Below are 16105 nucleotides of genomic sequence, written 5' to 3'. Positions count from 1 at the left end.
TGGCCGCGTTAAAGTAAATGCTTGAAGCGAAAAAGGTGCTGCAACGTCTTACGGAATACCGTTACTTCTTTCAGTGTCGTTTTAAGTTCTCCCAGTTCAATCGGATTGAGCTGGTCAAGTTCGAGCAGGTGCGTAGGGAGGTGCTTTTTACTCAGCGCATGTAGCTGAGCACGGAGCAGAAACAGGTTAAGGTTGTGAAAGACAGACCGTAGATCATCTCCTTGCCGCGTGGTGAGTACACTGGCCTCTACCAGCCATTTGACACGTTCCGCGGTGGTGTGAGCCTGGATTCCTTTGAATAGTGCGAGAAGGTGTACCCCATCCGTTATGGTCGTGAGGCCGCCTTGTTTCACATCGATCAGTTTTTTATGATTGCTGGTGATGGTATGCAGTCGGCCAAACCGGCTGAGTGGCGTCTTGCTTCGCAGCAGCTGTTCGAGCATCCGATCCAGAACCAGGTCATTTTCTTTCAGTCGTTGTGTAACGTGCAGCTGCAGTTCAGCGGTAAGTGCTGTATCGCCATACACCGTGCGCATATCGCTCAACAGGCTGATTTTTTGCATGTTTTCTTGCGACAGGTCAGCAATCCAGCGATCAAATAACGTCTTGAATCCTTCGAGACTAAGCCGCCAGGTTGGGTTGTTGAGTGTTGCACCTGCCGGACTGTGATGGATACCAATGCTTTGCAGGGCAGCAGCCAGTTCGTCGGAAAACAGTACGACCTGCTGGAATTCCGTTGGCGTCAGGTCATCGGCAAAGATCAAGGCGCTATGCTGATAGGAAACAAGCAGGTGCTCTCCCCGCCCCGCACTTCCCAAGAGGCCTATGGCAAAACGCTCATGCAGATCGTTGAAACGGCCGGAACGCAGCAGATCGATCAGACGCAGTATGATCTCGTCGTGCAGCAGTGCGCTGAAGTGCAACAGCTCCTCTGCCTGCAGGCCGGATCCGGCCAAACGGCTTACCAGTTTCTGCATCTGGCCATGCAGTTTTTTGAGGTCGTCAACGGATTGGGCCTGCTCGATACTGCGGATCAGGCTGTGGGGTGTGTCGGCCTGCAGTTTCAGGATATCGGAATCGGTGATAATCCCTGCTAGCCTGCAGTTCGCGTCCACGACCACAATCCGGTGAATGCCGTGGTGAAAGATGCGGTGCATCGCCTCAAAAAGCCGTTCATCTTCCCGGATGGTGATCAGGGGACGACTCATCACGCTGGCAACGGTCTGATGCTGGAGGTCCAACCCCTGTGCCACCACCTTGGTGCGCAGATCCCGGTCGGTGATCATCCCCACCGGATTTCCATCCTGGCAGATCACCAGACTTGAGACCCCTTTTTCGCTCATCAGACGCGCCGCATCCACCAGGCGGTTTTCAGGTGCGCCGGTTATCACCGCCCTGCGGCAGTGCGGTCCAACCGGTTCAAACAGGATGTTCAGGTCATACATAGGTTCACCTCACCATGTGCACTAGCGAATACATGTTTTCGGGTTACTCCATCGAGGCAGTCTGCAGATGCAGCCCCGGTGTCTGATTATCGGAGAGCCAGGCCTCAAACTGGCTGATCTGATTGGGCGAACCCAGCAACAGCAGTTCATCGCCCTCGGAGAGCTGCTCTTCACCGGCCGGGTTGATGGTTTTGACTCCTGAACGATTGATGCCTACCACCAGTACGCCGGTGTGCAGAGGAATGCTCAGCTCAGCCAGAGAGGCGCCGACATGGGGGCCGGCCGGCACCGGCACCGACTGCAGGCGCACCGCATCGAAGTCCGGAACTTGATCATCCGCCTTGACCCTGTTCAACTCCTCACGCAGGGCGGTGATCTGCTCGGCGGTGCCCAGCAGTAGCAGCCGGTCACCAGGATACAACACCATGGCCGGTTCCGGTGCCACAATCGTATATCCCTGGCGTTCAATCTCTACAATCGTGCAACCCAGGCGTGAGCGTATCTGCAGCTCCGCAATACTCTTGCCTGAACATGTTGCCTGTTCGGGCAGGCTGAACTGCTGCAGATTGATATCCCAACCGACGGAATTCTGCATCCAGAGCCGGCGGTGCGTTACCTCAAGGGCATCGGAATCAGTAAACACCGTGCTGATCGAACCATGCCACCTGCTGTGCCAGTAGATCAGGCGCCGGGAAAAGATAAACAGCACGGTTGCCAGTAGTGCCACGATAGTCAGCAGAGCCCATTTTGAAAGTGCTTCAACCGGTGCTGCCTGGTAGAGCCAGTAGATAATACCGAAGGCGCTCAGCAGTTTGAAGCTGTTTTCAACCAAGGGGCTGGGCATCCGGGTTCTGGTTTCGGCCAGCGCGGCAAAGATCATGGCCATTACCGAGAGATTCCGCCATATTGCAAAGAGCGGTATCAGCACCAACAGACCAAGCAGGATGAAAAAGGTCAGTTTTACCGCTACCGGTGACAGTCTGACCGCCGTCTGGCTGTGCTGAAAGAGGTCCAGCAAGGGGGCGGAAAAGGATAGCAGACCGGTGACAAGCAAGACTTCCAGGGTGATCTGCAGCACCCGTTTTTTGCTGAGTTGCCACCACAACTGGCTGGCCTGCAGGATGGCGAACTGGGCCAGCCACTGGTGATACACCCCGACAATCCGACGCACGAAAGCCGGCTCGGTTTTTTCGACCAGATGCAGCACCGTATCGGCATGCCGGTTGATCAGGGGGGCGATCAGTACCGTCAGGATGGAAGCACCAACGGCCACCGGATAAAAGTGCGCCGGCAACACCGCCTTGCTGACACCCAGCTGGGCGATCACAAAGGTAAATTCACCCAGCGGTGTCAGCGCCAGCCCTGCCCGGCGGGCTTCATAGGGGGGGGTGCCGATCAGGATCAGGGCCAAGCCGGTGGAGACGGAGCGGACCACCACCGTAAACAGCATCAGCCCCAGAATCATCGGCCAGACTTGAACCATCAGCTTGACGTCAATCATCATGCCGATGGAGACAAAAAACACGCTGCTGAACATATCGCGCATGCCGGAAAAGGCCTTGTCAACACCGCTTCTTTGCGGCATCTCAGCCACGATTGCGCCCAGCAGAAAAGCCCCCAGCGCCAGTGAATAGCCAGCCTTCACCGCCAGCAACGCCATCAGAAAAAGTACGCCGGCCACGGCAAGGGTCTGCAGCTCCGGGTCAGCCTTGGCCTCCATCCGGCCCAGCAGTTTCGGCACCAGGAACAGTCCGGTCATCACCAGCAGCACCACGAAGGCACTCATACCGGCCAGCAGGCTGCCCACCCCGGCAGACGCCTGGGAACCCAGCACCGCCAGCATCACCACGGCCACCACGTCCTCCAGCACGGTAATCGCCAGCGCCATCTGCGCATAACGCTGGTTGCCAAGGTTCATATCCTTGATGATCTTGGCGATTACCGCTGAGCTGGAAACCATCAGCATGCCGGCAACAAACAGGCTTTGAAACGATGACCAGCCCAGCAGCGAGCCCAACAGTTGGGTCAGGTTGAGCACAAAGAAGGCGCCCAGCCCGGTACCTAACAAGGTTGAAGCCCCCATCTTCTGCAGCTTGGTCAGGCTCAAGCCCAGGCCGATGCCGAACATCAGGAACACCAGCCCGATCTGGGACAGCGTCTCGATCCGCTGTACATCGAGCACAAAGGAAAACGGCGGCGTGTGGGGGCCGATGACGATACCGGCCAGCAGGTAGCCCACGATCACCGATAGCCCAACCCGCTTGCACAGAGCACCGGCGAAGCTGGCAGCCAGCAGGACAATCGCCAGGTCTTGAATCAGATTGATACTGTCCATGGTCTCACTTTCGACACGATATCAGGTGTAACGACCGCAATCATCCACTGGTCCTGCAGAAACATGCGTGCGTCAGCCAACCCGTTTCACTTTGCCAGCTGCTTCAGGATTCGCTGCAGGTTGCGCAGTTCCTCGCCGTAGCCGGACCAATCCCCCTGCCGCTGCAGGTTGATCGCCTTTTCGTAGCTGGCCATGGCCTGACGGGCCAGCTCTGAGGTTGAGGCACCTTTTTGCACCCCATCGGGCTGGGGTGCTGCTGCAACGGCAGCAGGCAGTTGGCGGCCGCCGAAGACCCGCTGCAGGGCCAGTTCCAGGGTTTCCTCCATCACGACTTCGTCACCGAAGGCCACGATCACCCGGCGCAGTTCCGGCAGGCCGGCCTTGTCGGCAGCTGCCAGGAACAGCGGCTGGACGTACAACAGCGATTTCTCGATCGGGATCACCAGCATGCTGCCCCGGATTACCTGTGAGCCGCGCTGGCTCCAGAGGGTTAACTGCTGGGAGATGGCCGAATCCTGGTTGATCCGCGCATCAACCTGTTTGGGGCCGTAGATCAGTCGATCCCGGGGGAAGGTGTAGGCGATCAGTTTGCCGTAGTTGTCGCCGTCGCAGCGGGCGGTCATCCAGGCTGCCAGGTTGTCCCGCTTGGAGGGGGTGAACGGCAGCAGCAGGATGTACTCTTCCTTTTTCTCGCCCGGCAGCTTCATGATGGTGTAGTAGGGCTCCATCTGCTCTTCACCCAGGGTCGGGATGTCCCACAGGTTCTCCTTGTTGTAGAACACCTTGGGGTCGGTCATGTGGTAGGTGGCGAACATGGCGGCCTGTACCTGCATCAGTTGGTGCGGGTAGCGTATGTGTTCGCGCAGGTCCTTTGGCATGGCGGTCAGCGGCTTAAAGATGCTGGGGAAAATTTTAGCATACACCTTCAGCACCATGTCGTCCGGGTCGCTGATGTAGAAATCGACGGAGCCGTCATAGGCATCCACCACCGTCTTGACCGAGTTGCGCATGTAGTTAATGCCGCCCTTCAGCGGCCGGGAATAGGGCAGCCGGTGGGAGGAGGTGTAGGCGTCAATCATCCACTTGAGTTTGCCGTCCGCCGTCACCACCAGATAGGGATCGTTGTCAAAGCGCAAAAACGGCGCCACGGTGCGGATCCGCTGGGCTATGTTGCGGTAGTACAGGATGCGGCTCTCGGGGGTGATGTCCGATGAAAACAGCAGTTTTTCGGTCTTGAACTGCGCTGCGAAGAGCGCCTTCTTGAGCAGCGAATCCAGCTGCACCCCGCCCGCGCCGCCATAGGTGGTGTTGATGTTGCCGGTGGCGGTGGGGTAGCTGAACTCCGGCACCTTGGTCTTGACCACCACGTAGTCGTTGGACAGCTCGCCGTAGTAAATCTCCGGCCGGGTCACCTTGATGTCGGCCAGGCTGACCGCCGGGATATCCTTGACAAAGAACTCCGGCAGCCCCTCCTTACTGATCCGGCTGACCGGGCCAAAGGTGATGCCGTTGCCGTGGGTGAAGATCAGCCGTTCGTTGATCCAGTTCTTGCTGGGCAGGTCGGCGTAGGACAACTCACGGGGGGAGAGCATCACCTGGGTGTACTGGCCGTTCACCAGATAACGGTCGTTATCCACATCGAAAAACTTGTAGTAGGTGCGGATCTGCTGCAGCTGGCTGTAGGTTTTCAAGAGCGGCGCATGGTCCCACAGCCGGATGTTCTTGATGGTGGCGTCGTTGGCGGCGATACCGGCCGCCGTCAGCCGGCTGTCCACATCGAACGGCACGGTCTCGATCTTCTCCAGATCGTAGCCCAGTCGAGTGAAGCGGATGTTGTGTTCGATATAGGGTAGCTCCAGCGCCATCTCGTTGGGGGCCACCTTGAACTTCTGCAACAGGGCCGGATAGACCTTGACCCCCAGCCCGAACAGCAGAGCCAGCACCAACAGCGGTGCCAGGGCGACCCGCCAGATACCCTTCCAGATACCCCAGGCGCAGGCGGCCCCGGCCAGCGGGGTAAGCAGGGCCAGGATACGGTAGGTGGGGATGCGGGAATGAACGTCGCTGAAACCGGCGCCGCTCACTAGGCTGTTGCCGTGGTAGAGCAGTTTGATGCCATCCAGGTAGAGACCGGCCGCAAACACCAGTGAAAGGCACCACAACAGCAGCGCCAGATGACGGCGTACTGTCACATCAAGCTGTATCTTGCGCTCGGTAAGGATCAGACCGCCCCGCAGGTAGTAACTGGCCATCACGGTGATGGCGGTCAGCAGCACCACCAGGCCGCTGAACTCCTTGACCTGTTCCAGAAGCGGCATCCTGAACAGATAAAAACTCAGGTCTTTACCCAGGATCGGATCGTTGACCCCCACCGGGATGCTGTTGGTGAACAGCAGCAGCTGCTGCCACTGCACCGCGCCCCAGCGGGCAGCCAACAGTGCCAGCAGCAGACCGGCCACCAGGCTTAACGGGGCCACCAGCTGTGCCAGTCCGCTGCGTTGCAGTTGGTGGATGGTGCCGTCTTCAAACACCATGCTGCGTGGTGGGAAGCTGATCCGGTTGGCGTATTTGAGGTTGGCCATCACAAACAGAAACACCAGGCTGCCGGCCACGAGCGACGCCACCGCCTGGGTCTGCAGGGCGGTGGTGAAGACCTTGGCGTAGCCGGTTTCCACAAAAAAGAGCCAGTCGGTGTAGTAGCCGAGCAGGGTGGAGATCAGTCCGAACAACACCATGGCCAGGGCTGCGGTTGCAATCAAGCGGTGGTTACCCATCAGTTACTCCTTAACAGTGCGATCATCAGTTCCAGGGCGTGTGGCATGGCGTTTTGGTCGTGCAGGTAGTAGGCGGCCGCCGTGGGACGCTGGGTCCCCACGCAGATCGTAAATATGCGGCGGTCGCGCAGGCGAAAGACATCCTCATCGGTCTCGTCATCACCCACAAACAGGGCGTTGGGGCAGCCGCTGTGTTCCATCAGCCGCAGCAGGGCGTCGCCCTTGTGCGGGGCCTCCGGCGGCAGCAGGTTTTCCACAAACTTGCCGCCCACTCGGCGCGGGGTCGGTGTCAGCCGGTCAATGGCCGCCAACAGTTGGGCGTGAACCTCCTCGCGTTGCAGGGCGTGGCGGTAATGCAGCGACAGCGAGCTGCTTTTCTGTTCAACGTACAGCGCGCCCCAGCTTTCGGGACTCATCTGGTGCTGCAGTTGCTGCTGCCAGTGCAGGATCAGCTCCGCCAGCGAACTGGCCTGGTCATCGCTGCCCGGCAGCCCCTCATTGCCGTGGTTGCCCACCAGATACTGGGGTTGAAAGCCAAGCCGGGGCAGGGCATCGCTACAGGAACGGCCGGTGATAACCGCTGTAACCGCCAACTGGGCCAGCTTTCGCAGGCCGTCGCGCACCTCGCTTGGCGTCCTGGCCGCCGTCGGGTCGTCCACGATCGGCGCCAGCGTGCCGTCCAGATCGAAGGCAAACAGGGTGGACGGGGTGATAAAGTTTCGTAGTGCCTGTTGACCTGCAGGGCTCAACAACTCGGTCATAGTTCCCGTCCGATCCGGGCCGACAGCTTCTCCCGCTGCCGCACCCGTGCCGCATCCAGCAGCATCCTGCCGGCCCAGCGGTAGACGTTGAAATCCTGCACCAGTGACCGCATGCTGCGCATCCGTTCCCGTTGTTCATACTCCGGCATGGTCAGGCCCTGGTAGAGCGCCTGGGCGGTCTGTTCAACATGGTAAGGGTTGACGATCAGCGCCTCGTGCAGCTCGTTGGCGGCGCCGGTGAACTGGCTCAAGACCAGTGCGCCCTGCTCGTCGTCCCGTGCGGCCACGAACTCCTTGGCCACCAGGTTCATGCCGTCGTGCAGGCTGGTGACCATGCAGACGTTGCTGGCCCGGTAGTAGCGGGTGACCTGGTCGGCTTCATGGTGTTCGGCCTTGAGGATGATGGCCCGTTCAAAGCGCTGGTTGATCCGTTCGGTCAGGGCATACACCCGCTGCTCGAAGGCGTGGTACTCTTCCAGGGCCGAACGGCTGGGGGCGGCGATCTGCACAAAGCTGAAGCGGCCCACCAGCTCGGGGTGCAGTTCCAGCATCCGCTCCACCGCGCTGAACCGCTCCAGGATCCCCTTGGTGTAGTCCATCCGGTCCACACCGATTCCCAGCAGATGTCCCTGCGGCAGTCCCAGCTCTGCCAGTATCTCGGCCCGCGTCTCGTCCACCGGCGGCAGGCTGCCCTGCCAGTCCGGCGGCCACTGGATCGAGATCGGATAATCTTCCACCATGGTCAGCTGGCCACGGTGGAAGATGGTGGATGATTCATGCTCGATACGGGTCTCCAGATAGCGGTCCACCGTCTCCAGGAAGTTTTTGCAGTGGAACGGCGTATGGAAGCCGAGGATGGTGCTGCCCAGCATCCCCTTCAGCAGCTCCTCCCGCCAGGGACAGATGCCGAACGACTCAGGGTTGGGCCAGGGGATATGCCAGAAGGTGATAATGGTGGCCTTGGGTAGCCGTTTGCGGATCAGGGCCGGCAGCAGGGCGAAGTGGTAATCCTGCACCAGTACCACCGGGTCGTCGCTGCGGGCCTCTGTCACCACCGCATCGGCAAAGCGCTGATTGATGGCCTGATACCAGGCCCAGTCGCTGCTGCGGAAGATTGGCCGCACATGGGCGTTATGGCAGAGTGGCCAAAGCCCCTCGTTGGCAAAGCCGTAGTAGTAGCCCTGCTCCTCTTCGGCGGTCAGCCAGATGCGGCGCAGGTTGTACTCCGGCTTCTTAGGCGGCACGCCGACACGATCATGCGAGTCCACAGTCTCACGGTCGGCCGAGCCGCTGCCGTGGGCGATCCAGGTGCCGGAGCAGGCCCGCATCACCGGTTCCACCGCCGTCACCAGACCGCTGGCCGGACGGTGCACCACGATACCCTGCTCGGTCTTGACATGGATGTACGGTTCACGGTTGGAGACCACCAGCACCTGATCGCCGGTCAGTTGCTTGTTGAGCAGCGAACGCAGGGCAGCCGGATTCCAGCTGACGGTCATGTCGTCGGCATGGCGGCGTTCGGCCTCCAGGTTGCGCAGCAGGCTGCGCATCTCTCCCACCAGCGGTTGCAGTTCCGCCCCGGCCGGTTGGCTGAAGGGACGCAGAATCCCCTCGCCGCGCATCATGGCTCGCACCCCCTCCAGCCAGCCTCGCCAGCTTAAGTGGGCCACCAGCACGGTGATCAGCGAGATCACCACCCCCAGTACCACGAACAGCAGCAGCAGGTATTTGCGGGTGTCGGCGCTGCGGCGTTCTATGTAGCTCATGTCATGCACCAATACCAGGGTGCCGATCTCGGTGCCATCCTGCTCCAGCGGGGCGTTGAAGACATGCACCGGCCCATGGGGCAGGTTGATCAGGTGTAGCTGTTCCTGCTGGTCTGGCTCATAGCTGACACAGGTGATATCGTTGGGAAAGGCCTGGGTGCGATAGAGCAGTTTGCGCTGGTCATTGCAGACCCCCACCGCCAGCAGGCGCTCGTCTTTGGTGGCTCGCTGCAGCAGCGCATTGATGCGTGTCCGTTCATTGCGCTGCAGTAGTTCTGCCAGCGGTTCCTGCAGGGTGCTGCTGATCAGGCGGGAACGCATGTTCAGGTCGCGGGCGAACCAGCGCAGGGTCAGGTCATCGAATAGCGGCACCACGGCGTAGGCCAACAGCGCCAGGGCCGCCACCAGTGGAATTACAAAGCGTAGCGACAGGTGCAGCGATCTGAGCGAGAACAGGGTTTTCATGCAGTATCAAACCTCCCCTCGAACGTGGTTGTATTCGGCTGGAGACAGGTGTTGGGGGTGATCCTCATGCGGCCATCTCCTTATCGATGATCAGGTTCTGTTCCGGTCGTCGGTTCGTGTTTGTCCGGTGTGCGCGGCTTAGGAGTAAACGGCGTTTGCCGGGCCTTAAGGGTGACCTGCCGCAGTTCGCTGATAGGCATGCCGGTGGGCGCCTCCAGCGAGGCACTTTTCTGGGCGCCCAGGATCTGACTGGGGTAAATGCTGCGATACCCGGCGATCAGGAAGCTGACCATGCAGGCCAGGGCCGCATAGGGGGCCATCTCTGAGCCGAACAGTTCGATGGCCATGACCGAGGCGGCTATCGGGGTGTTGGCGGCGCCGGCCAGCAGTGCCGTCAAGCCGATGGCCGAATAGGCCGCCAGGTACTCAGGGCTGAACAGTTGGGCAAACAGGTTGCCGGCAGCGGTGCCGACAAAGAAGATCGGCGTGACCACTCCGCCGCTGCCGCCACTGCCGAGTGTGATCGAGGTGGCGACACTCTTCCAGAGCACGGCGCCGGCTGGCAGGGCCTGGCCCTGCAGCCCCTGATGCATGGTTTCCAGCCCGAGGCCGAGGTAGGTCTGCGATCCAAAATGCCCGATCACTACCAGCAGCAGGCCACCCAATAACGCCTTTAGCGACCAGTGCCAGCCGAGTTTAGCGAAGCAGCGTTCACCCAGTTTCATGACTTCAATCAGCAGCAGCGCCGCAAGTCCGCACCAGACACCCAGCATGATGATCTCGATCATGCTCCAGCCGCTGAAGGTCGGCATCGGCGGCAGCAGGTCATGGGGGAAACTGGCCCCCAGACGCAGGGCCACATGGTAGCCCACCACCCCGGCGACAAAGCAGGGGAACAGCACATCGTAGAACATCTGGCCCAGCACCAGCACCTCAACCCCGAAGATGGCGCCGGCCACCGGCGTGCCGAACACCGTGGCAAAACCTGCGCTGATGCCGCAGATCACCAGCTTGCGGCGATCGACATCGTTGACCCGCAGCAGGTCGGCACAGGCCGATGCCAAACCGGCGCCGATCTGGGCTGCCGGACCCTCCTTGCCGGCAGAGCCGCCACCGGCAAGGGTGATGACGGTTGCCACCAGTTTGACCGGTATCACCGCCACCGGAATCTTGCCCATCCGCTTGTGTACCGCCTCGATCACCTTTTCGGTGCCGTGTCCGGCCGCCTCGGGGGCCAGCCAGCGCACCAGGGCACTGCTGGCAAGAATCACCAACGGCAGTAACAGGTACTGCTGGGGAACCAGCTGAGCCGTGCCGGAGGCCCAATTGAGTGTACGCAGGAACACCGTGGTGCCGCAGCCCACCAGGATGCCGACCAGTGTCGCATAGCACGACCACTTGATAACGCTGATAAACAGGGTGGCCTGTTCAGTAAAATGTTCCTTCATGCAGCTTTCTCCAGTGTTGCATGGCGTCGGGATCGTACAACCCGCGACTACGCCGTCAGCGTCTCATGATGCGCAGCGTGGCTTCCGTCTGGCGGTCGGTGCTGCGTTTGTATTGGGTGCTGATGGAGGATTCCGGCACTCCCAGCTTGGTTATCAGGTGGCGCCGGACCACGGACGCCAGCTGTCGGTCATTGCGTCCGCTGGCCTCCAGTTGCAGGCGGTAGCCGGTCACGCCACCCGGTAATTGCGCAATCAGGCTCAAGGCCTGCTGGCTCTCCTGGTTGAGCTTGCCGTCGTCGTCAAGCAGCAGCGTCGGCAGCAGGGGCGCAGTCCTGAACGAGACAATCAGCGGCAGCTGCAGGGCCTTTTCAAGCTGGCGGGTTAAGAGTAACAGTTCATCCTCGTTGACCGGCCAATCACGGCGCACCACTGCCGAAAGCCCCAGGGGTTGTGCCTGGGTGGCGAAGCTGAGCCGCACGTTTCTGACCGGAAACGGGGTCAGCAGGGCGGCCAGTTCCCGCTCGGCGTTGTGTACCAGTCGCACCACCTTGTTGTGTATCTCGGTGGGTGTCTCTTCCCTTGGTTTGTTGCTTTCGATCTGCTCGGGCAACCGTTCCGAGGCCACCAGCACCTGCTCCAGATACAGGTTGACCGGCGGTTTGAAATCGGCCTGCAACTCCTGCTCAATCTTTTGTTCAAGCGGCTTAGCAATTCTTCTGACCGTGTTGACGGTTGCCCGGATCTGTACCCCGTCCTTGCGGGACTGGTAGGTGTAGCCGGTCATACGCGATGATTGTTGCTGATTAAGGTGTTTCTTCAATACCCGTTCGATCCGTTTGCTGGTGTTCATCTTGCGTAGATCCACCACCAGCGTGTAGACCAGCGGGATCGAGATCAAAAGCATCAGGCCGCCGATTACCAGCAGCCGGGTGCGTTGCGAGTACTGGATGGTCTCCACATGGCTGGTGCGGAAACCCATGATGAAGAATACCAGGTCCGAGGTGAGCACGATGGCCACAAAGTTGGTGAAAAACAACAGAAAACCGCCCATGCCCAGCATCAGCTGGCCGGTGCCCAGGCCGTAGCCGGCCACGCTCAGGGGGGGAATAACCGCCGTGGCCACCGCCACGCCGGTGGCGGTGATCAGGTAGTTGCGCTTGGTGCAGAGGGCCACGGCTCCCACAATGCCGGACAGTACCGCAATAAACAGATCATAGATGTTGGGCCGTACCCGGGCCAGGATCTCGCTGGTGGGCTCCTTGAGGGGCGACAGCAGGGTAAAGAAGGCGGTTACCAGGATGGTCAGGCCGACGCTGATGGCGATGGTACGGAAGGCGCGCCGGGCCAGGGCCAGATCGCCGATGGTCAGTGCCAGGCCGGAGGAGATGATCGGCCCCATCAGGGGCGAGATCAGCATGGCGCCGATCACCACGGCCACGCTGTTGGTTAGAAGCCCCAACAGGGCGATCAGACCGGACATCAGCAGCATCAGATAGTAGACCCAGGAACGTTCAACCCCTGAGGCCACCTCTTTGATGATGGCCTGATGGTTGACCATCTCGGTCTTAAGGGCCAGAAAGTCTTTCAGTTTTTTGGTGTAGTAGCGGATTTGCGCGCTGGTCATAATGGGGTAGCTCCGGTGGTTGTTGCAGACGTCTCGCGCTGCCGGGCGCAGGCTGTTGTCTGTCGTGCAAGAGCAGGCGTCGCAATATGGGATAATTGCATGTTTGTACCTTTTCAGGAAAACGTTTTCGTTCAGCGAGCGTAATCCGGCGCACTAGTCCTTCAGGAGCATCTCAATGCCGCGCAGCGAGAGCTCGATGCCTTCCGGGTGATTGTGCAGGTCATGCCCCAGTTCGTGAACTACCCGCTGGATCAGGTAGCAGCGCAGCATGATCGCAAGGTGTGCCTTGTTTTCTGGCAGCAGTGGCGAGTTTTTCATGGTGTGCAGGTACGCCTTTAAATAGGTGTCGCTCACATAGACGTACCAGGCGTCAAGCCATGGTTCAAGCAGTGCACGGTCTTCCGGGTGGCTGGCGTTATGGTGGGTCAGGATGGTTGTGGCGGCGTAATGAAACGAGTGAATCATGCCGGCCACGTCCCGCAGGGGAGAGCGCTTCAGGCGCCGCTCATTGAGTGAATGGGACGGTTCGCCTTCAAAATCAATGAACACGAAGTCTTTGCCGGTGAACAGCGCCTGTCCCAGGTGCAGGTCGCCGTGGATGCGGCACTTCATGGCAGAGATCCGCCGGCCGGTGATCTTCTGGAGGATGCTGATCAGCTCTTTTTCCGCAGCCAGTACCCGGGTGGCTTGTTCCTGAACCTGCTCCGGCAGTGTTGCCAGCTGTGCGGTCAATTTTTGGAAGTTCTTGCGCACCAGCCCGCGCATCGACTGAAAGAGTGAACGTTGGTACAGGGTGGAGAACTCTTCCCGGGTCCAGGGGCTGTTTGCCGTGCCGGACGCCAGGGCCCGATGCATCTCGGCGGTACGGCGACCCAGCAGCAGGGCCATCTCAAGGTGCAGGCCGCGCACAAGATCACGGAACTGGTCAGGGATGCCGCTCTCCACAACCTCGAGCAGGCTTGGCAGTTGAGTCGGCAGCTTTGGCAGGTCATGTCGGTGCGACAGCAGGTGTTCAACAAACTGGGACAGACTGGTCAGGGTGTTGCGCCAGGCGTCGCCGTGACACTCGATATAGGTCTGTAGCACGCCCAGGTCATAGGTCTTGCCAGCAGCGGTGTGGTACTCGATCTTGCCGGCATAGACCGGCACATGCTGGAAGCGGTTCTTGCCGGCCAGAAACTTGAGAATTTCCGGCTCCGGATTGATCCCTTCATCAAGCTTGCGGTACATCTTGAACAGCAACTGGTCACCATACAGGATACTGGTGTTGTTCTGTTGTACCGCTACGACCCGGCTGGGGAACAGGTCTGCCCTGGGCGGCGAGGTTCTGGTTACCCCGCTGCCCTGCAATCCGAGCAGCAGTGAGCCGCCCGTGCCCTGCAGTTTCGTGCGGTCGCTGATCAACCCGAACAGGATGGTTCTGAACTCTTCGAAGTAAATCGCATCGCACAGTACCCCCTCCACCTCGCCAAGGCTGAGCGTGGTGATGATCGAGAGTGGATGTCGGTCAGCCACGGCCTGAATCTGATCAGTGGAGAGCCAGTTCATCGGGATCAGATAGGTCTCGGCATCGCCCTCCGTGTAGTCCACCTGCAGGAATGTCAGCAAAAACAGGTGTTCGTCCTGACGGATCTGGAAACTGTCGAGTACCTTGATCCGTCTGGTGGTGCGGCCTTTACCGAAAAACCAGAAGACACGTTGCAGGTAGTGGGGCATGACTTCGCCACACAGACGTTCCCCGTTTTTGCCCTTTACCACGTCCCACCAGGGCTGGCCCTCGCGCAACTTGAGCTGCAGGCATTCGTCACTGCAGGTCTCGGAGTATGCCTCGGTACTGCGCAGTGCAAACCAGAAATAGTCGTATTGGCCAAGGGTGAAGTGGTAACGGGCCTCCTGAATCATCGGGAAACGATTGCGACTGAAGACCTCTTCGGGAATCAGTCCGGCATACCGGGAAAGATCAACCGATGCTGTCTGGGCAAAGCGAGAGAGGTTGATCACCACCAGCAGCGTCTCTTCTCCATGACTGCGGATGAAGGTTAGCACCTTGGGATTGTCAGAGGGAACCATCTCCAACGCTCCGCAGCCAAAGGCCTTGAATCGTTTGCGCATGGCGATGGTGCGCCGCATCCACCAGAGCAGGGAGGAGGGGTTGCGCTCCTGATTTTCTACGTTGACCGATTCATAGTGATAATCCGCCTCGATGATTACCGGCAGGAACAGCTTGTGGGCGCTGGCCTGGGAGAAGCCGGCGTTACGGTCAGGGTTCCACTGCATCGGGGTGCGCACGCCGTTGCGATCCCCCAGGAAGTAGTTGTCGCCCATGCCGATCTCGTCACCGTAATAGATGATCGGCGTGCCGGGCATGGAAAACAGCAGCATGTTCATCAGTTCAATCTTGCGGCGATTGTTACCCATCAGCGGCGCCAGGCGGCGGCGGATACCGAGGTTGATCCGTGCCCGCGGGTCGGAGGCGTAGACCCGGTACATGTAGTCCCGCTCCTCGTCGGTGACCATCTCCAGGGTCAGTTCATCGTGGTTACGCAGAAAGATTGCCCACTGACAGCCTTCAGGGATGGCCGGGGTCTGGTCCAGGATATCGACGATCGGGAAACGGTCCTCCATCTCGATGGCCATGAACATACGGGGCATCAGGGGGAAGTGGAAGGCCATGTTGCTCTCGTCGCCGTCGCCGAAGTAGGCGGCGGCATCTTCAGGCCACTGATTGGCCTCGGAGAGCAGCATCCGGTTTTTGTAGGAACGATCCAGGTGGGCCCGCAGTTTTTTGAGAAACTCATGGGTTTCCGGCAGGTTTTCGCAGTTGGTGCCCTCCCGTTCGAACAGGTAGGGCACTGCGTCCAGACGGACGCCGTCAACCCCCATCCGCATCCAGAAGTCGATTACCTTGAGCATCTCCTGTTGCACCTTGGGGTTGTCAAAGTTGAGATCGGGCTGGTGGCTGTAGAAGCGGTGCCAGTAGTAGGCCTTGGCAACCGGGTCCCAGGTCCAGTTTGATGCCTCGAAATCCTGAAAGATGATCCGCGTTTCTTGGTACTTCTCGGGGCTGTCGCTCCAGACATAGTAATCACGGTGCGATGACCCCGGCTTGGCCAGGCGGGCACGCTGGAACCAGGGGTGCTGGTCCGAGGTGTGGTTCAGCACCAGCTCGGTGATGACTCGCAGCCCCCGGTTGTGGGCCTCCCGCAGAAACTGTTTGAACTCGCGCAAGGTGTTGTAGCTGGGGTTGACGTTGTAGTAATCGGCGATGTCGTAGCCGTCATCCCGCAGCGGAGACGGGTAGAACGGCAGTATCCAGAGTGCCGTGATGCCAAGTTGCTGCAGGTAGTCCAGTTTGCCCATCAAGCCCCGGAAGTCGCCAATGCCGTCGGCATTGGAATCGGCAAAGGCCTTGATATGTGCCTGATACATGATGGCATCCCGGTACCAGAACGGGTTGTCTTCAAGCAGTGAATCTTTATGGCGCATA

8 protein-coding genes are annotated in these 16105 nt (G+C 59.8%); all 8 read right to left on the bottom strand.

What is annotated here, in order from left to right:
• Positions 1–8: 8 nt before the first annotated feature.
• The 8 genes from RBQ93_RS09580 to treS all read right to left on the bottom strand — a co-directional run bounded on the left by RBQ93_RS09580 (position 9) and on the right by treS (position 16104).
• Positions 9–1445: a putative nucleotidyltransferase substrate binding domain-containing protein gene (locus RBQ93_RS09580; protein ID WP_320371891.1), complete on the bottom strand. Its 1437-nt coding sequence runs from the start codon at positions 1443–1445 to the stop codon at positions 9–11.
• Positions 1446–1488: 43 nt separating this feature from the next.
• Positions 1489–3780: a cation:proton antiporter gene (locus RBQ93_RS09575; RefSeq protein WP_320371890.1), complete on the bottom strand. Its 2292-nt coding sequence runs from the start codon at positions 3778–3780 to the stop codon at positions 1489–1491.
• A gap of 86 nt (positions 3781–3866) precedes the next feature.
• Complete coding sequence (locus RBQ93_RS09570) at positions 3867–6554, bottom strand: UPF0182 family protein (RefSeq protein ID WP_320371889.1); 2688 nt, start codon at positions 6552–6554, stop codon at positions 3867–3869.
• Positions 6554–7315 (bottom strand): trehalose-phosphatase, encoded by a 762-nt coding sequence (gene otsB, locus RBQ93_RS09565; protein ID WP_320371888.1) that lies wholly within the window; start codon positions 7313–7315, stop codon positions 6554–6556. Before otsB ends, RBQ93_RS09570 begins: the two co-directional genes overlap by 1 nt.
• A complete protein-coding gene (locus RBQ93_RS09560) occupies positions 7312–9546 on the bottom strand; it encodes a trehalose-6-phosphate synthase (protein WP_320371887.1) in 2235 nt (744 codons plus the stop codon). Before RBQ93_RS09560 ends, otsB begins: the two co-directional genes overlap by 4 nt.
• Positions 9547–9626: 80 nt before the next feature.
• Positions 9627–10994, bottom strand: a complete 1368-nt coding sequence (locus tag RBQ93_RS09555) for a chloride channel protein (protein WP_320371886.1) — start codon at positions 10992–10994, stop codon at positions 9627–9629.
• Positions 10995–11049: 55 nt separating this feature from the next.
• Positions 11050–12618, bottom strand: a complete 1569-nt coding sequence (locus RBQ93_RS09550; RefSeq protein WP_320371885.1) for a TIGR00341 family protein — start codon at positions 12616–12618, stop codon at positions 11050–11052.
• 153 nt (positions 12619–12771) lie between these two features.
• On the bottom strand, positions 12772–16104 hold the full coding sequence (gene treS, locus RBQ93_RS09545; RefSeq protein ID WP_320371884.1) for a maltose alpha-D-glucosyltransferase: 3333 nt from the start codon (positions 16102–16104) through the stop codon (positions 12772–12774).
• Position 16105: the final 1 nt, after the last annotated feature.

Origin of the sequence: Trichlorobacter sp. (assembly GCF_034008105.1) — a bacterium.
In the GTDB taxonomy this organism is placed as follows: domain Bacteria; phylum Desulfobacterota; class Desulfuromonadia; order Geobacterales; family Pseudopelobacteraceae; genus Trichlorobacter.
This window is presented reverse-complemented; position numbering and strand designations above follow the sequence as displayed.

What these genes read in the sequence shown, in the direction of transcription:
- treS (WP_320371884.1), bottom strand. Translation starts at nt 16,104, where the DNA reads ATGCGCCATAAAGATTCACTGCTTGAAGACAACCCGTTCTGGTACCGG.
- otsB (WP_320371888.1), bottom strand. Translation starts at nt 7,315, where the DNA reads ATGACCGAGTTGTTGAGCCCTGCAGGTCAACAGGCACTACGAAACTTT.
- RBQ93_RS09560 (WP_320371887.1), bottom strand. Translation starts at nt 9,546, where the DNA reads ATGAAAACCCTGTTCTCGCTCAGATCGCTGCACCTGTCGCTACGCTTT.
- RBQ93_RS09550 (WP_320371885.1), bottom strand. Translation starts at nt 12,618, where the DNA reads ATGACCAGCGCGCAAATCCGCTACTACACCAAAAAACTGAAAGACTTT.
- RBQ93_RS09580 (WP_320371891.1), bottom strand. Translation starts at nt 1,445, where the DNA reads ATGTATGACCTGAACATCCTGTTTGAACCGGTTGGACCGCACTGCCGC.
- RBQ93_RS09575 (WP_320371890.1), bottom strand. Translation starts at nt 3,780, where the DNA reads ATGGACAGTATCAATCTGATTCAAGACCTGGCGATTGTCCTGCTGGCT.
- RBQ93_RS09555 (WP_320371886.1), bottom strand. Translation starts at nt 10,994, where the DNA reads ATGAAGGAACATTTTACTGAACAGGCCACCCTGTTTATCAGCGTTATC.
- RBQ93_RS09570 (WP_320371889.1), bottom strand. Translation starts at nt 6,554, where the DNA reads ATGGGTAACCACCGCTTGATTGCAACCGCAGCCCTGGCCATGGTGTTG.